The following is a 19,251-nucleotide window of genomic DNA, read 5'->3' on the forward strand; positions in this document are numbered from 1 at the left end:
CCGGGGCGCCTCCGAGCGGCAGGGCCGGCCGAGCGCTCCTGACCTGGGTCAGGAGCGCTTGTCGTCAGCGCTTGTCGTCGTCGACTTCGATGCCGTCGAGGAGGACGGAGGTGAACACGTGGATCAGATCGTCGGCCGAGTACCGGCTCTGTCCCCCGACCGGCACCCACCAGCGGTGGGTCCACTGGGTCATGCCGAACAGGCCGTTGGCGATCAGTGTTTTAGACAAATCGGAGCGGAAGATTCCCGCTTCCATGCCGTCGGCGATCGTGTCGATGAAGTAGCGCTCCAGGCGGTGCGTGTTCTCGACCATCTGCTGTGCCCACTTCGTGTCCTGGGCGCTGGCCTTGTGCATGTCCTCCTGCATGTACACGGACATGTACGGATAGTGCTCGACCTGGGAGTTGATGAGCATCGCAATGAGCCGTTGGAGCTTTTCCCGCGGCGAGATGTCCTCCGAGACGATCGCCTTGGCCCGCGCGAGATTGAGTACCACCGTCTCGGTGACGCACTCCTGGAAGAGCTCGTCCTTGCTGCCGACGTAGTAATACAGCGTGGCGCGGTCCATGCCGAGTTTCGCCGCGATGTCGTTCAACGTCGCAGCCGCGAGGCCTTTTTCCCTGAACACCTCAGCCGCGGCCTGAACGAGCTCAGCGCGTTTCGCTGCGTACTCGGCGCCGTTTCCCGAGAGCGCAGCGGCCCGGCGCTTTCCGATGCGGCTGGATGACGGCCGGCTCATGAAGCCTCCTCTTCGATGGCCTGGTCTTGCACCAGGACTCCAGTGTCCATGTAGGTCATGCGACGCCGACGTGTCCGGGGGACTGCGCCGCGATGCGCATGGTGTGTTCGATTGCCAGTCTGCCTGCACCGCCGCGGATCGCGTTCTTCAGGTGCATCCGCATCCCGGGGAGGTACTGGTGCGCCGGGCAGGCGTCGGCGGCCATGCTGATGAGCTCTTTGGTGAGGTTCGAGAAGAGGCGTGTCCGGAAGGGGATCCCGACGTACCTGATGAACTCTCCGAAGACCAGCGGCGACATCCGCAGCAGCGATTCCAGGAATCCGGGGATCTCCTCCTCCATCGCGGTCCAGTAGGTGCTGGACCCGACGTACTTGTCCCACAGTTGCTGGCGTTCCTCGTCGAGCGGTCCCCAGTCTTCCGGTGGGACGGCGGCCCGAGCCAGCTGCCGGGAGGACTCGAAGAAGGTATGGACGCCGATGCTGGACATCAACGTGACGGCCTCGTGCAACTGCTCGCCGCTGATGCCGGCCGCCAGTGCCCGGTTCTGCCATTCCAGGGCGCCCGCCGGGTCGAGGGCGGCGGCCCCGGCACGCAGTGCGTAGTTGATCAAGATCACCTGCTGCTCATCCAGATCAGCGCCGTCAGGGACGCCTTCGAGGAGCGCGGCGACCTGTGCGTCGATTATGGATTGGCTGATCATGTGGCCCTCTCGGTCGACCCGGAAAAACCTTCCGCCGAACTGTCAACACACTAGTTGACGCCGGTCTGACGCGAGCATAGTGTCACGGCGGCAGACGATGCCACCAGCAACCGTGAGGCGTGTGAGCATGAAAAACGACGCGGTCTCGGGCGCCGAAGCGGTGCCCTGCTACAGCAACATCCGAATCGAAGACGACGGCCCGATCTCCTGGATCGTCCTGGCGAGGCCCGAGAAGGCCAATGCCCTGTCGAACGAGCTCCTGGACGAGTTCAGCGCCGCACTGGAATGGCTTCGCGCCAACGGCGGCAAGATCATCGCCCTCCGGGGTGACGGCCGCGGCTTCAGTGCCGGCTACGACCTGAAGCAGGTCGCCGCGCCGACCGCCCCGGACCCGATGGCCGACCAGGCGCGACTGCAGCGCAATATCGACCGGTACCTCGCCATGTGGAACCACCCTAAGCCGGTGATCGCCGCGATCCATGGCTATTGCATCGCCGGCGCCACTCAGCTGGCGACGCTCGCCGACATCACTATCGTGACCGAGGATGCCCGCATCGGCGAGGTCACGGTGCCGGTGGGCGCCGGATATGTGGCGCCGGTCTGGTCGACGCTAGTCGGCCCCAAGAGGGCCAAGGAGCTGGCGTTCGTGCCCGGCAACAGCATCGACGGCCGCACAGCGGTCGAATGGGGATGGGCCAACCATGCGGTGCCCGCCCCGGAGCTACTCGACCGCGTGCGCAGCCTGGCCGAGCGCATCGCGATGATCCCCGCGGATCTCCTGGCCATCAAAAAGCTGTCGATCAACCGTGCCATGGAGGCGATGGGCGCCCGGAGTGCCCTTGCGGCGGTCGCCGATGCCGATGCCCTCGCCCACCAGACCCCCGATGTGCTCGGTCTGCGCGAACGCATCGGGCGCGAAGGGCTCAAGGCGGTCATCGAGGCCTACCGGGTAGAGGCGACGATGAACCTCTCGTGCCGGTAAGGCTTCCCCCGGTCGAATGCTGTCAACATAAGCGTTGACAGTGCCTCGCGGGTCATGCACGCTGCACGGGGCGCCCTGCGGCGAAACGAATCCCGAATCTTCCCTCTGTCAGTCCAGACCTCTGCCCGCGAACGTCAACACCCATGTTGATTCCCGGCTCGGCAGTTCGAGGGCGCCATCTTCACCACGAGGAGTACCAATGCGCTCAGCACAATCGCGCGCCCCTCACCACCGGTTCCCCGCGGTCGCGGCGGTGGCCGCGCTGGCGATGTCTCTGGCCGGCTGTGGCTCGTCGACCAGTACATCCGGTGTTGGGGGCACGAGCTCGCAGTCCCTGACTTCCTTTCAGAGTGTCGTCGATCAGGCGACAGCGGCGCCCGACACGTGGCGCGGACCCACGTCGACGCCGGCTCCGCCCAAGCACATCAAGCTTGCGATCGTCGTGTGCTCGAGCGTGGTGTCCGGCTGCGTGCGCCAGGCGCAGGGCATGCAACAGGCCGCCCACTCGCTGGGATGGGAGGTCACGACCTACGACGGCAAGGGCGATCCGAGCACGCAGAACAACGCTATGACCCAAGCCATCAATGGAGGCGCGGATGCCGTCCTGCTCGCTGCCACCGACCCGGTCTCCTTGAGTGCATCCATGCAGCTTGCAGCCTCGAAGAAGATCCCGGTCGGGACCACAGGACTGGGCGCCGAACCCGGCCGGGGCGGTGCAGCCTTCGACATCGGCCCGGACTACGCCCGATGGGGCACGGTCCTCGGCTCATGGATCGTCGCCGATTCCCGTGGAACCGCTGACTTCCTGCCGACCATGGACAAGGAGTTCGAGAACCAGATGACGATCGCCCATGCCATGACAGCGGCGGTGAAGAAGTGCACCGGATGCAAGGTGGAGCGCACCGAGCAGTTCGTGGTGAACGACATCGGCAATGGCCTCGGTCAGCGGATCGCCGGCGCTCTCCAGCGCAACCCGAGCGTTAACTACGTCAGCGGTGCCTACGACTCCGCAGCAGCGGACATGGTACCGGCGATCAACAACACCGGGCTGGGCAACCGTCTCAAGTTGGTCTCCTGCGTGGGTTCCCCGCAGAACTACGGCTTCGTGAAGAACAACGAGGTCCAGCGGGTCGACATGGTGCAGGACGACATCTACATGGGGTACGCGGCCGTCGACCAGATCATCCGGCTGATAGCCGAGCGGCCGCTGTGGAAGACGCCGGGCGTGACCGACCCGCGCGCACAGTACGGCGAGGGCACACCCGACCAGCTGATCACCTCCCACAACCTGCGTGACGCCTCCGCCGATTGGCGGGCCCCGTTCGACTACGTCTCCAAGTTCAAGGCACTGTGGGGAGTTTCCTGATGCCTGCTGAGCAACGCCTGGCCGTCAGCGACTTGACGGTCTCCTATGGGCAGCACGAAGTGGTTCACGGGATCTCCTTCGACGTGGACCGCGGCCGCATGGTCGCACTCCTCGGGGCCAATGGTTCAGGCAAGTCGACCACGGTGAAGGCGCTCACCGGCGTCAACGCCATGGGCCCGAGAACCCGAGTCCGGTTCAATGGGACACCGGTGAAGCCCGCGAGCCTGACGACGACGGGGTCGCGTCGGCTCGGCATCCGGGTCGTCCATCAGGAAGCGCCGCTGATCTCGAATATGACAGTCGCCGAGATGGCCGCTCTGCACATGGGTTTCCCGCATGCGGGCGGTGTGGTGCGCCATGGTGAGCTGAAGCGGCAAACCGCGCAGATGCTGGCGGACTTCGACGTCGACGTGGACCCGGATGCCTACTGCGGCGAGTTGACCACCGGCGAACGTGCGCTCGTCTCACTGGCCATCTCGATGGCCGGCATCGACCCCGACCGTGCCCTGCTGATCCTCGACGAAGCGACCGCTGCACTGTCCACCACCGACGCAAAGCGGCTGCTCGACCGCGTTCGCAATGCGGTGGAACGCGGCCTGTCCGTCGTGATGGTGACCCACCGCCTGCCCGAGGTACGCGAATACTGCGACCGGACCCTGGTGCTGCGGGACGGAGACCTCGTCAGCGCCCTGGAGCGGGAGTCCTTTTCCGAGTCGGCCGTGATTCACGCGATGGTGGGCGACGAAGAACAGCGCGTAGCCGCCGACGCCAGACAGGCCAGTGCGACGGTGCCGGAGAGGTCCGCGGCCTTGATCGCCACCGGGCTGCAGGGACAGGGCGTCACCTCCGCGTCCTTCCATGTCCGGCCAGGAGAGATTCTCGGTGTCACGGGTCGAGCCGGCGAAGGGGCGTCCGAACTCCTGCGCATCATCGGCGGACTCGAGCCGGCCACCCGGGGGTCCGTCTCCGTCCGCGGCCGCGAGCTGCGGCTGCGTACCCCCAGGGATGCCGTCTCGGCCGGCATCTTCTACCTCTCTCCGGATCGTCTGAGCGAGGGCGGCGTTCCCACGATGACGGTGCACGACAACATCGTGCTCCCGATGGTGGAGCGGTACGGCCTCGCTCGGCGAAAGGCGGCGGCGGATGTCGCCGCAATGATGGACAAGCTCTCGATCCGCCCGAAGGACGCGCGCACCCCGTTCGGAAGCCTCAGCGGGGGCAATCAGCAGAAGGTGCTGCTCGCACGGTGGTTGCTGCTCCAGCCGACGGTTCTGGTACTCGATGACCCCACGGCCGGTGTCGATCCGAACACCCGCGAAATCATGTTCGCGATTCTCCACGAGCTTGCCGCGGCCGGTGTGAGCGTTCTTCTCCGCTCGACGGAGCCAGAACACCTGGCACGGTTCTGCGACCGCGTGATCGTCATGCAGGGCGGACGCGATGCGGTCCAACTGCAGGGAGCCGAACTCACGACCGAGGAGATCAGCCGTGCAACGTACGCCTGAGAAGAAACCTGAAACCAGTGAGGAGACCACCATGCGGGCGAGCAAGCCAAGTGATCGGGGCCTGCCGGCTGCGGCGGCCGAGAGCGCGACCCTGTCGAGGCTGACGGGCCTTGTGACCCGGCTGCTCCAGCGGCACAGTCTGCTGTCACTGATCGTCGTGCTCTTCGTGGTGTTCTCCTTCGCAGCACCAGGCACCTTCCCCACAGCGCCGAATCTCCAGGGACTGGCGCTCGGACAGGCCGTCGGCCTGCTGCTCGCGATGTCGGTGCTTCTCGTGACCACAGTCGGCGAGTTCGATCTCTCCGTCGCCTACATCCTCGGGCTTTCCGCCGTCCTGACAGCGAAGCTGTCCGGTGACGAGGGGCTTCCGGTTCCCCTGGTCATCGTCATCAGCATCGCCGCCGGGGCGCTTATCGGGACCATTTCCGGCATCGTGGTCACTCGCTTGAAGGTTGTTTCGCTGATCGCCACCCTCGGCGTCGGCTTGGCGGTCAGCGGGCTCACCGTGGGGATCAGTGGCGGACAGACCCTGTCCGGAAACATTCCCCAGACCTTCGCGGTCCTCGCACGCACCCCCATCCTCGGCGTGGGATCCGCCGTGTGGATCGTGCTTGCCATCGCCGTCGTGATCTATCTGATGCTGACCAAGACTCCCGTGGGCAGCAAGATCTACGCCACCGGTGGCTCGGAGCAGGTCGCCCGGATGGTCGGCATCCGGGTGCGGTTGCTCAAGGGCGCCATGTTCAGCCTGGCGGGAGCATGCGCTGCGCTGGCCGGAATCCTTCAGCTCGGATTGGCGGGCGCCGCAAATCCGAGCTTCGGCTCGAACCTCCTCCTGCCGGCTTTCGCGGCCGTCTTCCTGGGCTCGACAACCGTCCGGCCGGGCTTCTTCAACGTCGCCGGAACACTGCTGGCCGTTGTCCTGCTGGCCGTCGGATTCTCGGGACTGAGCTTGTTGGGTGCGCCCTTCTGGGTCGAGCCGGTCTTCGACGGTGTCGCCTTGATCGTCGGAATAGTTGCATCACGGTGGTCCACCATCTCCTCCCGACGCAGGCGGCCTGCTCCGGGGAACGGTGATGGCCTCGCCTCCCCGGGGGCGCCGGAGGCGGGTGCGCGCAACGACGAGCACCGCTCGCTCGACGACACGGTGTCGGGTGCTGCCGCTGTCCGGGAATAGTCAAGGAATCGCAGCTGTCCTGCAGTGCTCGACCCAGTGGGACGGGCTTGCATGTGGGAGTCGAGGTCACCCCCAACGAGGCCATTCGCGGCCGTTGTTCAACATCGAGGCAAATCAAGAGCCGCACAACAGGAGCGTGCAATGTACCCGACGCAGTCATCGCGCCGGCCAGCGAAGTCTGGCCGTCGCCTCACAGCCGCCGTGGGCGTGGCTGCCACCCTGATGGCCGTCACAGCCTGCGGCGGCGCATCCAACTCGAGCGGTGCCGCAAGGATGAGCGATCAGCAACTCGCCACCTTCAAGGCTGCCGCCGAGAAGGCAGAGGCCCCCCAGACCACCTGGAACGGGCCGACTTCGACGCCGAAGCCACCCAAGGGCATAACCCTCGCAGTGGTGTCGTGTGCAAACTTCCTCGAAGGATGCGCACGGCAGGTAGCGGGTACCCAAGCCGCTGGACGGGCCCTGGGCTGGGCGGTCAAGGTCTACGACGGCAAGGGCGACCCCGTCGCGCAGAACCAAGCACTGATTCAGGCGATCAACGGTGGCGCCAACGCCGTTCTGCTGGCCGGTACCGACCCCAGGCAGGTCGCCGCAGGTCTGCAGCTGGCCAGAGAGAAGAAGATCCCCGTCGGCACGATGGGTGTCTACGTTCCGCCGAGTGACCTTGTCGCCTTCGACATCAATGACAACTTCCCGGCCGCCGGAAAAGCGATGGCATCCTGGGTCGTCGCGGACTCGCAGGGCGCTGCAAACGTTCTCCCCATGAACGACAAGGAATTCCCGAGCACCGATGCGCAGATCAAGGCCGCCCGCGCCACCCTCAAGTCGTGCACGAGCTGTGTCGTTCAGAACGTCGAGCAGCACGTGGCCACGGACATCGGCAACGGACTGGGGCAGCGAATGTCCGACACTCTTCGGCGACAGCCCGACGTGAACTATGTCATTGGTTCCTATGATGCCGCCATCTCCGACATGGTGCCGGCTCTGACGAATGCGGGAATTGCCCCCCGAATCAAGGCAGTCGGATACATCGGCAACCGTCAGAACCTCGGCTACGTCAAGGACGGAAACGTCGAGCATGCCGTCATCGCCGAAGACGATCGCTACTACGCCTACGCGGCCGTCGATCAACTGATCAGGGTCCTCAACGGAAAGCGGCCGTGGCGCACGCCAGGCGACCCCGACGATCGCACGGCATACAGCGAAGGAGTCCCGTTCCGGCTGCTCACCGCGGCGAGCATCTCCGATCCCAGGAAGCCTTGGGCAGCCGAGAACGACTACGTATCCCGCTATCTTAAATTGTGGGGTATTTCATGAAGAATCCGGATGGGTGTAATTACTGGCGGAGCCAGTGGTGTAGCGGTGGCAGAGCAAACAACTAAGAGTTCCTGAAAGGATGGGGTATGGGACCTGACGAGAGGATTCTCATTGCCGGGGGAGCGCGCACCCCAGTCGGCAGTTTCGGTGGCGCGTTCAAGGACGTCCCGGCGCACGAGCTCGGTGCCGCCGCCGCTCGGGTGGCGCTGTCCCGGGTAAACGTGGCGCCCGGGGACGTGGACGAGGCCGTGATGGGATGCATGTCGGGTCCGACGGCTACAACGCGCGCCGGGTCGCCCTGGCGGCCGGGCTGCCGGTGAGCACGCCGGCGTACACGGTGAACCGGCTGTGCGGCAGTGGCCTGCAGGCGGTGTGGTCTGCTGCGATGCAGATGCGCTGGGGCGGGGCGGACATCGCGGTGGCTGGCGGGGACGAGAACATGTCCCGGATACCGTTCTACGACTTCGGGGCCCGCTCGGGCTACAGGCTCGGGGACCGCACGCTGTGCGACGGCACGGTGATGATGCTGACCGATCCGTTCCACGGCATCCACATGGGCGTCACCGCGGAGAATGTCGCCGCCAAGTACGGGGGTGTCGCGGATTGATCAGGACGAGTTCGCGGCGGAGTCTCAGGGCCGCGTTCGCCGAGGAGATCACCCCGGTCGAGGTGGCCGGTCGCAGGCCCGTCACCGTCGAGGTGGACGAGCACCCCAAGCCGCACACGACTGTGCAGACGCTGGCCGGTTTGCGGCCGGTCTTCCGGGACGGCGGCACTGTGACAGCTGGCAACGCGTCGGGGATCAACGATGGCGGCGCCGCACTGGTGTTGGTGCGGGAGTCGGTGGCGGTCGAGCGCGGGTTGACGGGGTTGGTGGCGCTCGAGGCGGTGGCGACCGCCGGGATGGAGCCCGGGCTGATGGGCTAGGCGCCGGTGCCGGCGCTGCGCAAGCTGTTCGAGCTGACCGGCACCTCGGTGTCGGACATCGACACTGTCGAGTTGAACGAGGCATTCGCGGCGCAGGCGGTCGCGGTGATTCGCGAGGCCGGCCTGGACCCCGAGAAGACCAATACGTACGGCGGGGCCATCGCCCTGGGCCACCCCGTCGGCGCCACCGGAGCCATCTTGACCCTCCGCGTGGCAAAGGACCTGGTACGGCGAGACCTCGAGCTCGGCATCGTCACCCTGTGCATCGGCGGCGGCCAGGCCCTCGCCGCCCTGCTTCGCCGTGTCTGACCCACGGTCCGCGCCACCGGAACGCAGGTGACCGAAGGGCGGTCAGGAACGCACACCGCCCGGCCGCCACCCCGCGACACCTGAAAGAGATCCGCCAAGGAGACCTCTCCCGTCCCGGAGGCGTCGGCTGCGGCGCGACGGGCTCCGGCCACCGCATCAACACCATCGAAGGCCGCGCCCTCATACGCGGGTAAATCAGCGAAGACAAGCGCGACGGCGTCCGGCACGATCGTCCATCTCCTGTGGCATGGGCGATCCGGCCAGCCATGTAGTTCCGGAGCGTCAGCTTCATGTCGCCGCTGTACTCGAGGTCCTTTTGGTACGGAAGTACTCAAGGCAGTCCGACGGGTGGGCGGGGAGCGCATCAACCTCCGGTTCGCCGCCTGCCAGATCGTCATTGAAGCCGTCGCGGGAGCGCAGCAGCGGCATCAGCGTGCATCTGGCCGCGGAGGGCCGGCCAGGTCTGCGGGAACCGGCCTTCCGGCTCTGCTATGCCTCCGGCGGCCTGAGCGGTGCACCGACCGTGCCGTCCGCTCGAGCCGCCACATCCCTGAGAAAGGATTGCTCGTACGATGGCTGAGATCACCAAAGTAGGGGTCGTCGGCTGCGGCCTGATGGGTTCCGGAATCGCCGACGTGTGCGCCCGCGCCGGCCTCGACGTCCTGGTCGGCGAGGTCAGCGCCGAAGCTGCGGCGGCCGGCAAAGCTCGCGTCATCGCCTCCCTGGACCGTCACCTCCGTAGCGGCAGGCTCTCCGAGCGTGACTGGGAGGCCGCGCTGTCACGGCTGGTCTTCACCAGCGACCTCGGCGACTTTGCCGACCGTCACCTCGTTTTGGAGGCCGTGGCCGAACGGCGCGAGGTGAAGAGCGCCACCATCACCGCCCTGGACAAGGTCCTCGACCTCCCGGAGGCGATCATCGCCTCCAACACCTCCTCCATCCCCATCATGGAGCTGGCGGCACTCACCGATCGCCCGGACCGCGTCATCGGCATGCATTTCTTCAACCCGGTCCCGGTGCAGCAGCTCGTCGAGGTCATTCCCACTCAACTTACCCGCGACGACGTCGTCGAACGTGCAACCGGATTCGTCACCGCCCGCTTGGGCAAGGACGCGATCCAGGCCCGCGACCGCTCCGGCTTTGTCGTCAACGCGCTTCTGGTCCCATACCTGATTTCCGCCGTCCGCATGCTGGAGTCCGGCTTTGCCTGCGCAGAGGACATCGACACCGGCATGGCCCTCGGCTGCGCCCACCCCATGGGACCTCTGCGTCTGCTCGATCTGATCGGCCTCGACACGGTCCAGTCGGTCGCGGAATCGATGTATGAGGAGTTCAAGGAGCCCCTGTACGCGCCGCCGCCGCTGCTGCGCCGCATGGTCGCGGCGGGCACGCTCGGCCGTAAGACTGGCCGGGGCTTCTACGCCTACGGTGAATGACCTGTCTCGGGCTGGGCGGATCGTCACTGAGACCGGTAAGCTGGTCGGGCGGTCGTGGAAGTACCTGGGGATCAATGCCCCGCAGTCGCTTCCGGCCGGCAGGGAGAGCGGGATAGGTGTGGCGGGTGCGGGCCAGGAGCTCGCGCGGCTCAGCGATCAGAGAACCGGGCACAACGTTCCACACCGGTTGGTCCCAGATGCGGCACCGCTGTCCGTACGAGGCGTTGCAGCGTGAGACCAGACGGGCGATGCCGACCGAGCGGATCCGCTACTTGTTCGAGTACGTTGGTAGGACGGGCCATTTGCCGAGGGGGCACGCTGGGCCTGGAGCCTGCGCAGCGCGCGGCGTTCCTCGAGCACGGCCGTGCCTCCTTCTGGCAGTAGGGCTCAAGGGGGCGGCTACGGTATTGCGGCGTAGTCGCGCTGGTGATTGGCGCGGACGCCGTTCGACAGGGCGCCCTCGGTGGACTACGCGGCGGGGATGACACGGTCATTCGTGCACTCAGCCTGACTGTGTCTTCTTCGGGTGCTGGAGAACGACCCTCGGAGTGCCCTCTCTGTCTGGCTGCAGTCGCCGGCTCAATCCAACCTGCTCACGGACGACGAGATCGTCTACCAGATCGGATCACGACATGAGAGTCCCCGGTCGCCGTCCTCGTCGCCGTTCTCTCTCGGACACCCACGAATGACGTGCACTTGCTCGGAGTTGAGGGCGGTCGTCTGTGCTGCGCCAAGTGCACGATCCGCCGTTCCGACAGTGGTGGGGGATCCCATGGCATCACCGCCGTAATACCCAACTGGGAATGCGCTCGCTCGGGGATCGTTTGGCGATCAGACTCTCCGCCGACGCCCCAAGATGGCGCCTTTTGTCGACGGCGCCGGGGGCATCGCGGGGATATATATTCTGATAATGCACGATGTAAAGCGTAAGTAAATGCGCCGAGATGGGATTGCAAGCTAGAGGTGAACCGTCTTGGTCGAGTGTATCCAGGGAGAAAACTGTCCCTCCCAGCGACGGGTTGACGACGTGAGACTGATCGTCGTGACGTCCCGGGGCCTCTCGTCGAGTGCGATTGTCCCCACGCCCGGTGAGGCGACGTCACGGATCGCGCGTCATTGCCGATGTGCGGGCCAGGTGCCCCATCCACCGATTCGAAAGCGTATGTATGTCTTCCACTGAGCTTACCGAGTCAGCAGGACCGCCCCCCGGTGACTCCGGCCAGTCCTCCGCGACGCCGACGCGACGCACGTTCATCGCCACGACTACGGCGGTCGGCGGCGCCGTCGTCGCCGGCGGGCTCATCGCCGGGACTTCCCTCGTCGACGCGCAGGAGGCGGCCGCCGCGGACGCCGTTCCCTCGAGCCGGGTCTCTCTGACGGTCAACGGCACTCGGCGCACGGTGACGGTGGACAACCGTACCTCTCTGCTGGACCTGCTGCGCGAACACCTCGGTCTGACCGGTTCCAAAAAGGGCTGCAATGCCGGGGCCTGCGGAGCATGTACCGTCCTCGTCGACGGCGAACGCGTCAATTCCTGTCTGACGTTGGCGGTTCGCCTGGACGGTGCCGAGATCACCACGATCGAGGGACTGGCCGAGGACGACCGGCTCCACCCACTGCAGCAGGCGTTCATCGATCAGGACGCCTTCCAGTGCGGCTACTGCACTCCGGGTCAGATCCTGTCCGGCGTCGGCTGCATCCAGGAGGGTCACACCGGTTCGCCGGAAGAGATCCGAGAGTGGATGAGCGGCAACATCTGCCGCTGCGGGTGCTACGTCAAGATCGTGCGCGCGGTCGAGCAGACCGCGCCCCGGAAATGAGGTGCGGACGTTATGCATCCCTTCTCGTTCACCAAGGTTTCCGACACCCGCGAGGCCCTCGACGCAGGTCGGCGCGGCGGACGTTACATCGCGGGCGGTACCACGCTGGTTGACCTGATGCGGGAGACCGTCGAACGCCCCGAGACCTTGGTCGACATCACCGGTCTGCCGTTGCGTGAGGTCAGCGTCACCGAGCGCGGCGGATTGCGGGTGGGTGCGCTGGTGCGGATGGCCGAGGCTGCCACCCACCCCAAGGTGCGCACCCTGTACCCGGTCATCTCCCAGGCACTGGAGCTGAGCGCGTCGGCTCAGCTGCGCAACATGGCCACCATCGGCGGCAACATCATGCAGCGCACCCGCTGCACGTACTTCCGGGACGTGACCGCCGCCTGCAACAAGCGCGAGCCGGGATCCGGGTGCGCGGCCCGAGTGGGTTTCAACCGCGCGCACGCAATTCTGGGCACCTCCGACCAGTGTGTGGCCACGCATCCCTCCGACGTGGCTGTGGCGTTCGCGGCACTGGACGCCACCGTCCACCTGCTCGGCCCGGAAGGCGAACGCCATGTTCCCTTCCTCGACTTTCTCCTCAAGCCGGGCAGCACGCCCCACCGCGAACAGGCCCTCCAGCGAGGGGAATTGATCACGGCTGTGGAGATCCCCGCACACCCTCGTCCGCTCAAGTCCGGTTATCTGAAGGTGCGCGACCGCCAGTCGTACGAGTTCGCCCTGACCTCGGCCGCGGTCGCGCTGCACGTGCGGGGCGGAGTGATCCGCGAGGCGAAGGCGGCCGCCGGCGGGGTGGGCACCGTGCCGTGGAAGCTGTCCACGGTCGAGCGCCACCTCATAGGGGAACGTCCCTCCGAGGCTCTGTGGGCCGAGGCCGCCCGGCACGCGGCGGACGGCGCCCACCCCTTGGAACACAACGGCTTCAAGGTCGAGCTGCTGAGACGGACCGTCGAACGCCAGCTGCGCATCGTAGGAGGTGCCAAGTGAGTCCCCAACCGCAGGCAGCCGTGGGCGCGCCGCTGTCCCGCGTGGACGGGCGGCTGAAGGTCACGGGCGAGGCGCTGTACTCCGCCGAGCACGATGTCGACGGTGCCGTGCACGCCGTCATCGTTGACAGCGGCATCGGCCGCGGCCGGATCACCTCGATCGATGCACGCGCCGCTCTGGCTCACCCGGGCGTGTTGCGGGTGATCAGTCACCGCAACACGCCGGAGCTGCCGTACCGCGACAACTCCGGCTCGAACAACCCGCCCGGCCGGCGACTGCGGGTCTTCCAAGACGACCGGGTGCTCTTCCACGGACAGCCGGTGGCCGTCGTGGTGGCCACGACCTTGGAGGCCGCGCAGCACGGAGCGAGTCTGGTGAAGATCCGCTACGACGACGAGCAGCCTTCGACCGATCTGACCAAGGCGGAACCGGGCGAGTCGACGACGTACGCGCGTGGCGACGCCGACGCCGCTGTGCGTGACGCGGCCGTGAGCCTGGACCTGACATACCGCACGGCACGAAACCATCACAACCCGATGGAGCCGCACGCCACTATCGCCCGCTGGGACGGTGGCAGGCTCACCGTCTGGGACAAGACCCAGTGGGTAGTGGGCACGCAGACCGAGCTGGCGGCGGTGTTCGGTCTGGAGATGGGCGCCGTGCGGGTCATCTCGCCGTTCGTCGGAGGCGGTTTCGGCACCGGGTTGCGCTGTTGGCCGCACGTGGTGGTCGCCGCGCTCGCCGCGCGGGAGACACAGCGTCCGGTCAAGCTCGTGCTGAGCCGCAAGCAGATGTACCTGGGGACTGGTTTCCGGCCCTCGTACGAGTACCGGCTGCGCCTCGGCAGCGATCGGCGCGGGCGGCTCACCGCCGCGGTCCATGAGATGGACGCCGAGACGTCGTCGTACGAACAGTTCACCGAGGGCGTGCTGGCAGCGGGGCAGATGCTGTACAGCATGCCCCATGTCCGCCAGGCCTACCGAACCGTGCCACTCGATGTGAACACCCCGATTTGGATGCGCGGCCCGGGCTTCCAGACCGCCTCCTTCGTCATCGAGTCGGCTATGGACGAGCTCGCCCACGAGCTCGGCGTCGATCCGATCGAGCTGCGCATACGCAACGAACCGAGCGAGGACGAGGCGAAGGGCGTGCCCTTCTCCACGCGTCGACTGCGTGAGTGCTTCACCGTCGGAGCCCGCGAGTTCGGCTGGCACCGACGCAACCCCAGGCCACGTTCCAGGCGCGACGGTGACTGGCTTATCGGCATGGGCATGGCCACAGGCGTGTACGACACCGTACGCGCCCCGGCCCAGGCCCGGGCCCGCCTGGAAGCAGACGGCACTGCCGTGGTCGAGGCCGCGTCCAGCGACATGGGCCCCGGTACCTACACCTCCCAGGCCCAGGTCGCCGCCGACGCCCTCGGGCTGACCATGCGCACAGTGACCTTCCGGCTGGGTGACTCCCGCTACCCGGCGACCCCACCCCACGGCGGCTCGATGACCATGGCGAGCGTCGGGTCCGCCGTCCTCGACGCCTGTGACAGACTGCGACGGCAGGCGGTCATCCTGGCGATCGAGGACGAGGAATCGCCGCTGTTCGGCGTTGCGGCCGATGACGTCGTCGTGCGTGGCGGCCGGCTGCACGTGCAGGGCGACCCGGCGCGAGGTGAGACGTATCAGAGGCTTCTGACCCGTAACAACCGCTCCCATCTCGAGGCGGAAGGCTCCTTCGCTCCGCCGTCGGGGCCCGAGCGGCACTCCTTCTACGCGTACAACGCCACCTTCGCGGAAGTCGCCGTGGACGCGACGCTGGGCCTTGTCCGGGTGCGTCGAATTCTCGGCGTGTACGACGCGGGACGGATCATCAGCCCCAAGCTCGCCGACAGCCAAGCCCTCGGCGGCATGGTGGGCGGCATTGGCACAGCCCTGCTGGAGCACACGGTCACCGACCACCGCGACGGCCGGATCGTCAATGCCAACCTGGCCGACTACCTCGTCCCGGTCAACGCAGACATCCCCGACCTCAAGGCGATCTACCTCGACGGTGAGGACCGTGAAGCCGACCCGCTCGGTGTCAAGGGACTTGGCGAGGTGGTGATGATCGGCGTGGCACCCGCCATCGCCAATGCGGTCTTCAACGCCACTGGCCGCCGCATTCGAGAGCTGCCCATCACTGCCGAAGCGCTGCTCTGAGCCGGGCCCAGGGCTCCTGGGGAATACGAAACCCTGGTTCGGGGCGCTCCTTCCTGGTCCGGCAGCCGATGCCCCGTTGTGCTGCCGGACGACTCAGGGCCGCCGCCGCGCAGAATCACTCCCCACGGCGCGGCGGCGGCCCGTCCGACTCTCCGCGCCCGTCACCACGGAGAACCATCCATGCTGAACATCGCGGACACACTGCACCGCTGGTGCCGCGAAGAACGCCCCTTCGCCCTCGCCACTGTCGTCGCCGTCACCGGCAGCGCGCCACTGCCGGTCGGCACCTCGGTGGCGGTCGACGCCGACGGCCACGCGGTCGGCAGCATCTCGGGCGGATGCGTCGAGGGCGCGGTCTACGAACTGTGCCGACAGGTACTGCGGGGCGGAGGAGCCCCTCAACGCGCCCAGTTCGGCTACTCCGACGACGACGCCTTTGCTGTCGGCCTCACCTGCGGTGGAGAGCTCGACGTCTTCGTCCAGCGCATCGATCCCATAGAACAGCCGCACCTCACCACAGCCCTCTCCGACGTCGCACGCGGCCGGCCCGTTGCGGTGGCACACGTGGTCGACGGCCCCGACGATGTCGTCGGTACGGTCCTGACCGTGCTCGATCACGGTAGGCCGACTCCTGGGACGCAGCCCGGGGGGCCGGTGGACCGGCTGCTGGCGGAGGAGGCACGGGCCTTGCTGCGGGTGGGCCGTACCGCCCGGGTCACCGTTGGGGGAAACGGGGACAACTGCCCAGGATCACTGGCTGCTCTCGTCCACGTCCACGCGGCCCGCCCTCTGATGCTGATCTTCGGCGCGGTCGACTTCGCCGAGGCCCTCAGCCAGGCCGGCCGCTTCCTCGGCTACCGTGTCACCGTGTGCGACGCCCGCGCCGTCTTCGCCACCGCGGCGCGCTTTCCTTACGCAGACGAAGTGACCGTCGACTGGCCTCACCGCTACCTGCGGAGGGCCACCGTGGACGCCCGCACTGTTGTCTGCGTCCTCACTCACGACGCCAAGTTCGACATTCCGCTCCTGCGTCAGGCCCTCGGCATGCGGGTCGGTTACGTGGGGGCGATGGGCTCGCGGCGTACACATGAGGAGCGCCTGCGATTGCTGCGCGAGGCGGGTGTGGCCGAGGCGCAACTATCCCGGTTGCGTTCCCCGATCGGTCTGGATCTGGGTGCTCGTACGCCTCAGGAGACGGCGGTGTCCATCGCCGCGGAGATCGTCGCACACGCCAACGAGGGGACGGGTCTGCCGCTGTCACGGGTGACCGGTCCGATCCACAGGGACCACCTGCCGTTGCCCGGTGCCGCCCGCTAAGCGTTGCCGACACGGCAGGCGCAGGCCAGGCGAGCGCTTCCCTGCACCTCAGGCCACCGGAAGGCGGCGCGGGCTCTGGGGTGTACGGCCAGTACACCCCTCGAGAGGAACTCCCTCACCGCTCGGGAAACGGGTTTTCTTGATGAGGGCGAGTTTCAGCCGTGTCGGGCGCAGACGGCCCGTTCCCCTCGCGGCACCGTGTCATCGTCCTTGTTCGATTGGAGCCAAGTGAGCACCCCCATGACCCCGACCGCGCCGCGTGAGCGGACGGTCGGTCGTGCACTGAGTGTCGTTCTCGCGTTGCTGACGGTCTTCGGGCCGATCTCGATGGACCTCTACCTGCCGGTGCTGCCCGCGCTGACCCGTGAACTGCACGCGTCGACCTCTGCCGCGCAGTTGACCGTCACGGCGTGTCTGCTCGGGCTGGCGTTCGGCCAGGTGATCGCCGGGCCGCTGTCAGACCGGTTCGGCAGGCGCCGCCCGCTGCTCGCCGGTGCCGTCGCCTACATCGTCACTTCGGTGCTGTGTGCGCTGAGCCCGAACGTCGAGTCGCTGGTCGCCGCGCGCTTCGTGCAGGGGCTGGCCGGCGCGGTGGGCATCGTGATCGCCCAGGCCGCAGGACGCGACCTGTACTCCGGCGGCAAGCTCGTGCGCTACTACGGCCGCCTGACTGTGATCGGTGGCCTGGCGGCGATCGTCGGACCCGTCATGGGCGGTCAGCTCGCCGCATTCACCGACTGGCGCGGCATCTTCGCCTTCCTCGCCCTGCTCGGTGCCGTGATCCTCGTCGCCTGCCTCACCGTCTTCCGCGAGACCCTGCCCCCGCAGGAGCGCTCCGGGGGCGGGCTCGCCCAGAGCGGGCGTGACTTCGGCCGGCTGCTGGGCGACCGTGTCTTCCTCGGCGCCGTCCTGATCACCGGCTTCGTCAACGCGGCCCTGTTTGCCTACCTCAGCGGCGCCACCTACGTCCTGCAGGGCATCTACGGGCTCTCCCCGCAGGGCTATTCCTTCGCGTTCGGACTGAACTCTCTGGGCTTCATGGTGTTCGGTTTCGTCGCGGGCCGGCTTTCCGAGCGCTGGTCCGAGAAGGGCACCCTCGTCGTCGGGCTCGTCATGACCCTGCTCGGCGCGGCGGTGCTGCTCGCCACCGCCGTCCTGCATCTGCCGCTGGCGGCCATGGTGCTGTCCCTGCTCGCCATGGTCAGCGGCGTGGCCGCCACCACCCCGCCGTCCACCTCGCTGGCCCTGGCCCACTACCCGGAGATCGCCGGAACCGCGTCCTCGCTCCTCGGCATGGCCCGGTTCGCGTTCGGCGGGATTGCCGCCCCGCTCGTCGGACTGGGCGGCGCCGGCACCGCCGTGCCGCTCGGGCTCGTCACGGTCGCCTCCGCCGCACTCGCGGTGATCGTCTACGCCATGGCGATCCGCCCCCACACCAGGACGTCCGAACTCGCCGTCGCCTCGAGTGCACCGGTCGAGCGCGTGGCGGTGAACTCCTGAGCCGACGGCCTGCCACTGTCCGGGACACCATGGCCGTCAGCGTCGAAGGGATGGCCCGGTGAACTGCCCGGTGATCCTGAAGGAAAGGAGAGACTCCTGTGGAAGGAGTAGTCATGCGTGGTGCCGACAACGCCCGTGTCGACGGGCGGGGCACAAAGCGCTGCGTTCGAGCGGCGGTGCGATCGTGAGTCGGGTCCTGGTCACCGGTTCCGCAGAGGGTCTCGGGCGTGCCGCGGCCGAAGCGCTGCTGTCAGCCGGACACGACGTGGTGGTGCACGCCAGGAACCAGGAGCGCGCTACGGTCCTGGACACACTGGTCGCCCGAGGGGCAGACATCGTCGTGGGTGACTTCGCCGAGCGTGATGACGTGCGGCGCATTGCCGGCGAGCTCAACGACGCGGAGCCGGTCGACGCCGTCATCCACAACGCCGGTGTGTGGAGCGGACCTGCCGTCATGCCCGTCAACATCGTCGCGCCGTACCTGCTCACGGCCCTGCTCCATGGGCCGCGCCGACACGTGTACCTCAGCAGCAGCTCGCATTTCAGCGGGCGCCCCGCGCTCCACGGGGTCGACTGGCGGGGCGTGAGCGCGGGCTCGTATGCCGACAGCAAGCTGTTCGTCACCACGCTCGCGGCCGCGATGGCCCGTCTGCGCCCGGACGTGCTGAGCAACGCCGTGGATCCGGGTTGGGTGCCGACCAGGATGGGCGGCGCCGGCGCACCGGACGATCTGGAACTCGGCCACCAGACACAGGAGTGGCTCGCCGTCAGCGACGCATCCGGGGCCCTGGTGAGCGGCGGCTACTGGTACCACCGTCGGCGACTGCAGCCGCACGCCGCAGTCCACGACGAGGCCTTCCAGGACCGTCTCCTGATCGCGCTGACCGAGGAGACGACCACCGTCCCCACTTGATCACGGACCGGCCGTGCTTGCCAAACGGCGTGATGCTGCCCGGCGGTGATCCCTTGGG

At 67.3% G+C, this 19,251-nt stretch carries 18 protein-coding genes; 16 read left to right on the plus strand and 2 right to left on the minus strand.

Going from position 1 to position 19,251, the window contains the following annotated elements; genetic code table 11:
- Positions 1–64: 64 nt before the first annotated feature.
- The gene (locus BZY54_RS05260) at positions 65–739 is read right to left on the minus strand and encodes a TetR/AcrR family transcriptional regulator (protein WP_086723359.1); all 675 of its coding nucleotides are present in this window, start codon (positions 737–739) and stop codon (positions 65–67) included.
- 55 nt (positions 740–794) lie between these two features.
- Complete coding sequence (locus BZY54_RS05265; RefSeq protein WP_086723360.1) at positions 795–1,439, minus strand: hypothetical protein; 645 nt, start codon at positions 1,437–1,439, stop codon at positions 795–797.
- Positions 1,440–1,566: 127 nt separating this feature from the next.
- Between BZY54_RS05265 and BZY54_RS05270 the strand changes: the two genes are divergently transcribed.
- From BZY54_RS05270 to BZY54_RS05330, 16 genes are all read left to right on the plus strand, one after another.
- Complete coding sequence (locus BZY54_RS05270) at positions 1,567–2,421, plus strand: enoyl-CoA hydratase-related protein (RefSeq protein ID WP_086723361.1); 855 nt, start codon at positions 1,567–1,569, stop codon at positions 2,419–2,421.
- A 253-nt stretch (positions 2,422–2,674) separates the two neighbouring features.
- Positions 2,675–3,787, plus strand: coding sequence for a sugar ABC transporter substrate-binding protein (locus BZY54_RS05275; protein WP_158103815.1), 1,113 nt, complete (start codon positions 2,675–2,677; stop codon positions 3,785–3,787).
- A complete protein-coding gene (locus tag BZY54_RS05280; RefSeq protein ID WP_086723363.1) occupies positions 3,787–5,292 on the plus strand; it encodes a sugar ABC transporter ATP-binding protein in 1,506 nt (501 codons plus the stop codon). Before BZY54_RS05275 ends, BZY54_RS05280 begins: the two co-directional genes overlap by 1 nt.
- Before the next feature lie 31 nt (positions 5,293–5,323).
- The gene (locus BZY54_RS05285) at positions 5,324–6,469 is read left to right on the plus strand and encodes an ABC transporter permease (protein WP_158103816.1); all 1,146 of its coding nucleotides are present in this window, start codon (positions 5,324–5,326) and stop codon (positions 6,467–6,469) included.
- Between the two features lie 207 nt (positions 6,470–6,676).
- On the plus strand, positions 6,677–7,786 hold the full coding sequence (locus BZY54_RS05290; protein WP_158103817.1) for a sugar ABC transporter substrate-binding protein: 1,110 nt from the start codon (positions 6,677–6,679) through the stop codon (positions 7,784–7,786).
- An 86-nt stretch (positions 7,787–7,872) separates the two neighbouring features.
- Entirely contained in the window at positions 7,873–8,106 is a 234-nt protein-coding gene (locus tag BZY54_RS54670; RefSeq protein WP_279634652.1) for a thiolase family protein, read from the plus strand.
- Positions 8,043–8,393, plus strand: a complete 351-nt coding sequence (locus BZY54_RS54675) for a thiolase family protein (RefSeq protein WP_279634653.1) — start codon at positions 8,043–8,045, stop codon at positions 8,391–8,393. Before BZY54_RS54670 ends, BZY54_RS54675 begins: the two co-directional genes overlap by 64 nt.
- A complete protein-coding gene (locus BZY54_RS54680) occupies positions 8,390–8,713 on the plus strand; it encodes a thiolase family protein (RefSeq protein WP_279634654.1) in 324 nt (107 codons plus the stop codon). The genes BZY54_RS54675 and BZY54_RS54680 overlap by 4 nt, the downstream gene beginning before the upstream one ends.
- Before the next feature lie 6 nt (positions 8,714–8,719).
- Positions 8,720–9,022, plus strand: coding sequence for a beta-ketoacyl-[acyl-carrier-protein] synthase family protein (locus BZY54_RS52815; protein ID WP_244216976.1), 303 nt, complete (start codon positions 8,720–8,722; stop codon positions 9,020–9,022).
- A 572-nt stretch (positions 9,023–9,594) separates the two neighbouring features.
- A complete protein-coding gene (locus BZY54_RS05300) occupies positions 9,595–10,458 on the plus strand; it encodes a 3-hydroxybutyryl-CoA dehydrogenase (RefSeq protein WP_086723366.1) in 864 nt (287 codons plus the stop codon).
- A gap of 1,166 nt (positions 10,459–11,624) precedes the next feature.
- Positions 11,625–12,278 carry a (2Fe-2S)-binding protein gene (locus BZY54_RS05305; RefSeq protein WP_086723367.1) on the plus strand — a complete coding sequence of 218 codons (654 nt, stop codon included), beginning with the start codon at positions 11,625–11,627 and terminating at the stop codon, positions 12,276–12,278.
- A gap of 12 nt (positions 12,279–12,290) precedes the next feature.
- Positions 12,291–13,271 carry an FAD binding domain-containing protein gene (locus BZY54_RS05310; protein WP_086723368.1) on the plus strand — a complete coding sequence of 327 codons (981 nt, stop codon included), beginning with the start codon at positions 12,291–12,293 and terminating at the stop codon, positions 13,269–13,271.
- Entirely contained in the window at positions 13,268–15,463 is a 2,196-nt protein-coding gene (locus BZY54_RS05315) for a xanthine dehydrogenase family protein molybdopterin-binding subunit (protein ID WP_086723369.1), read from the plus strand. The genes BZY54_RS05310 and BZY54_RS05315 overlap by 4 nt, the downstream gene beginning before the upstream one ends.
- A 180-nt stretch (positions 15,464–15,643) precedes the next feature.
- Positions 15,644–16,780: an XdhC family protein gene (locus BZY54_RS05320; protein WP_086723370.1), complete on the plus strand. Its 1,137-nt coding sequence runs from the start codon at positions 15,644–15,646 to the stop codon at positions 16,778–16,780.
- Between the two features lie 240 nt (positions 16,781–17,020).
- Positions 17,021–18,280: a multidrug effflux MFS transporter gene (locus BZY54_RS05325; protein ID WP_086723371.1), complete on the plus strand. Its 1,260-nt coding sequence runs from the start codon at positions 17,021–17,023 to the stop codon at positions 18,278–18,280.
- Between the two features lie 184 nt (positions 18,281–18,464).
- Entirely contained in the window at positions 18,465–19,193 is a 729-nt protein-coding gene (locus tag BZY54_RS05330) for an SDR family NAD(P)-dependent oxidoreductase (protein WP_086723372.1), read from the plus strand.
- Positions 19,194–19,251 lie beyond the last annotated feature (58 nt).

This window comes from Streptomyces carpinensis (assembly GCF_002154505.1).
Lineage (GTDB): Bacteria > Actinomycetota > Actinomycetes > Streptomycetales > Streptomycetaceae > Streptomyces > Streptomyces carpinensis.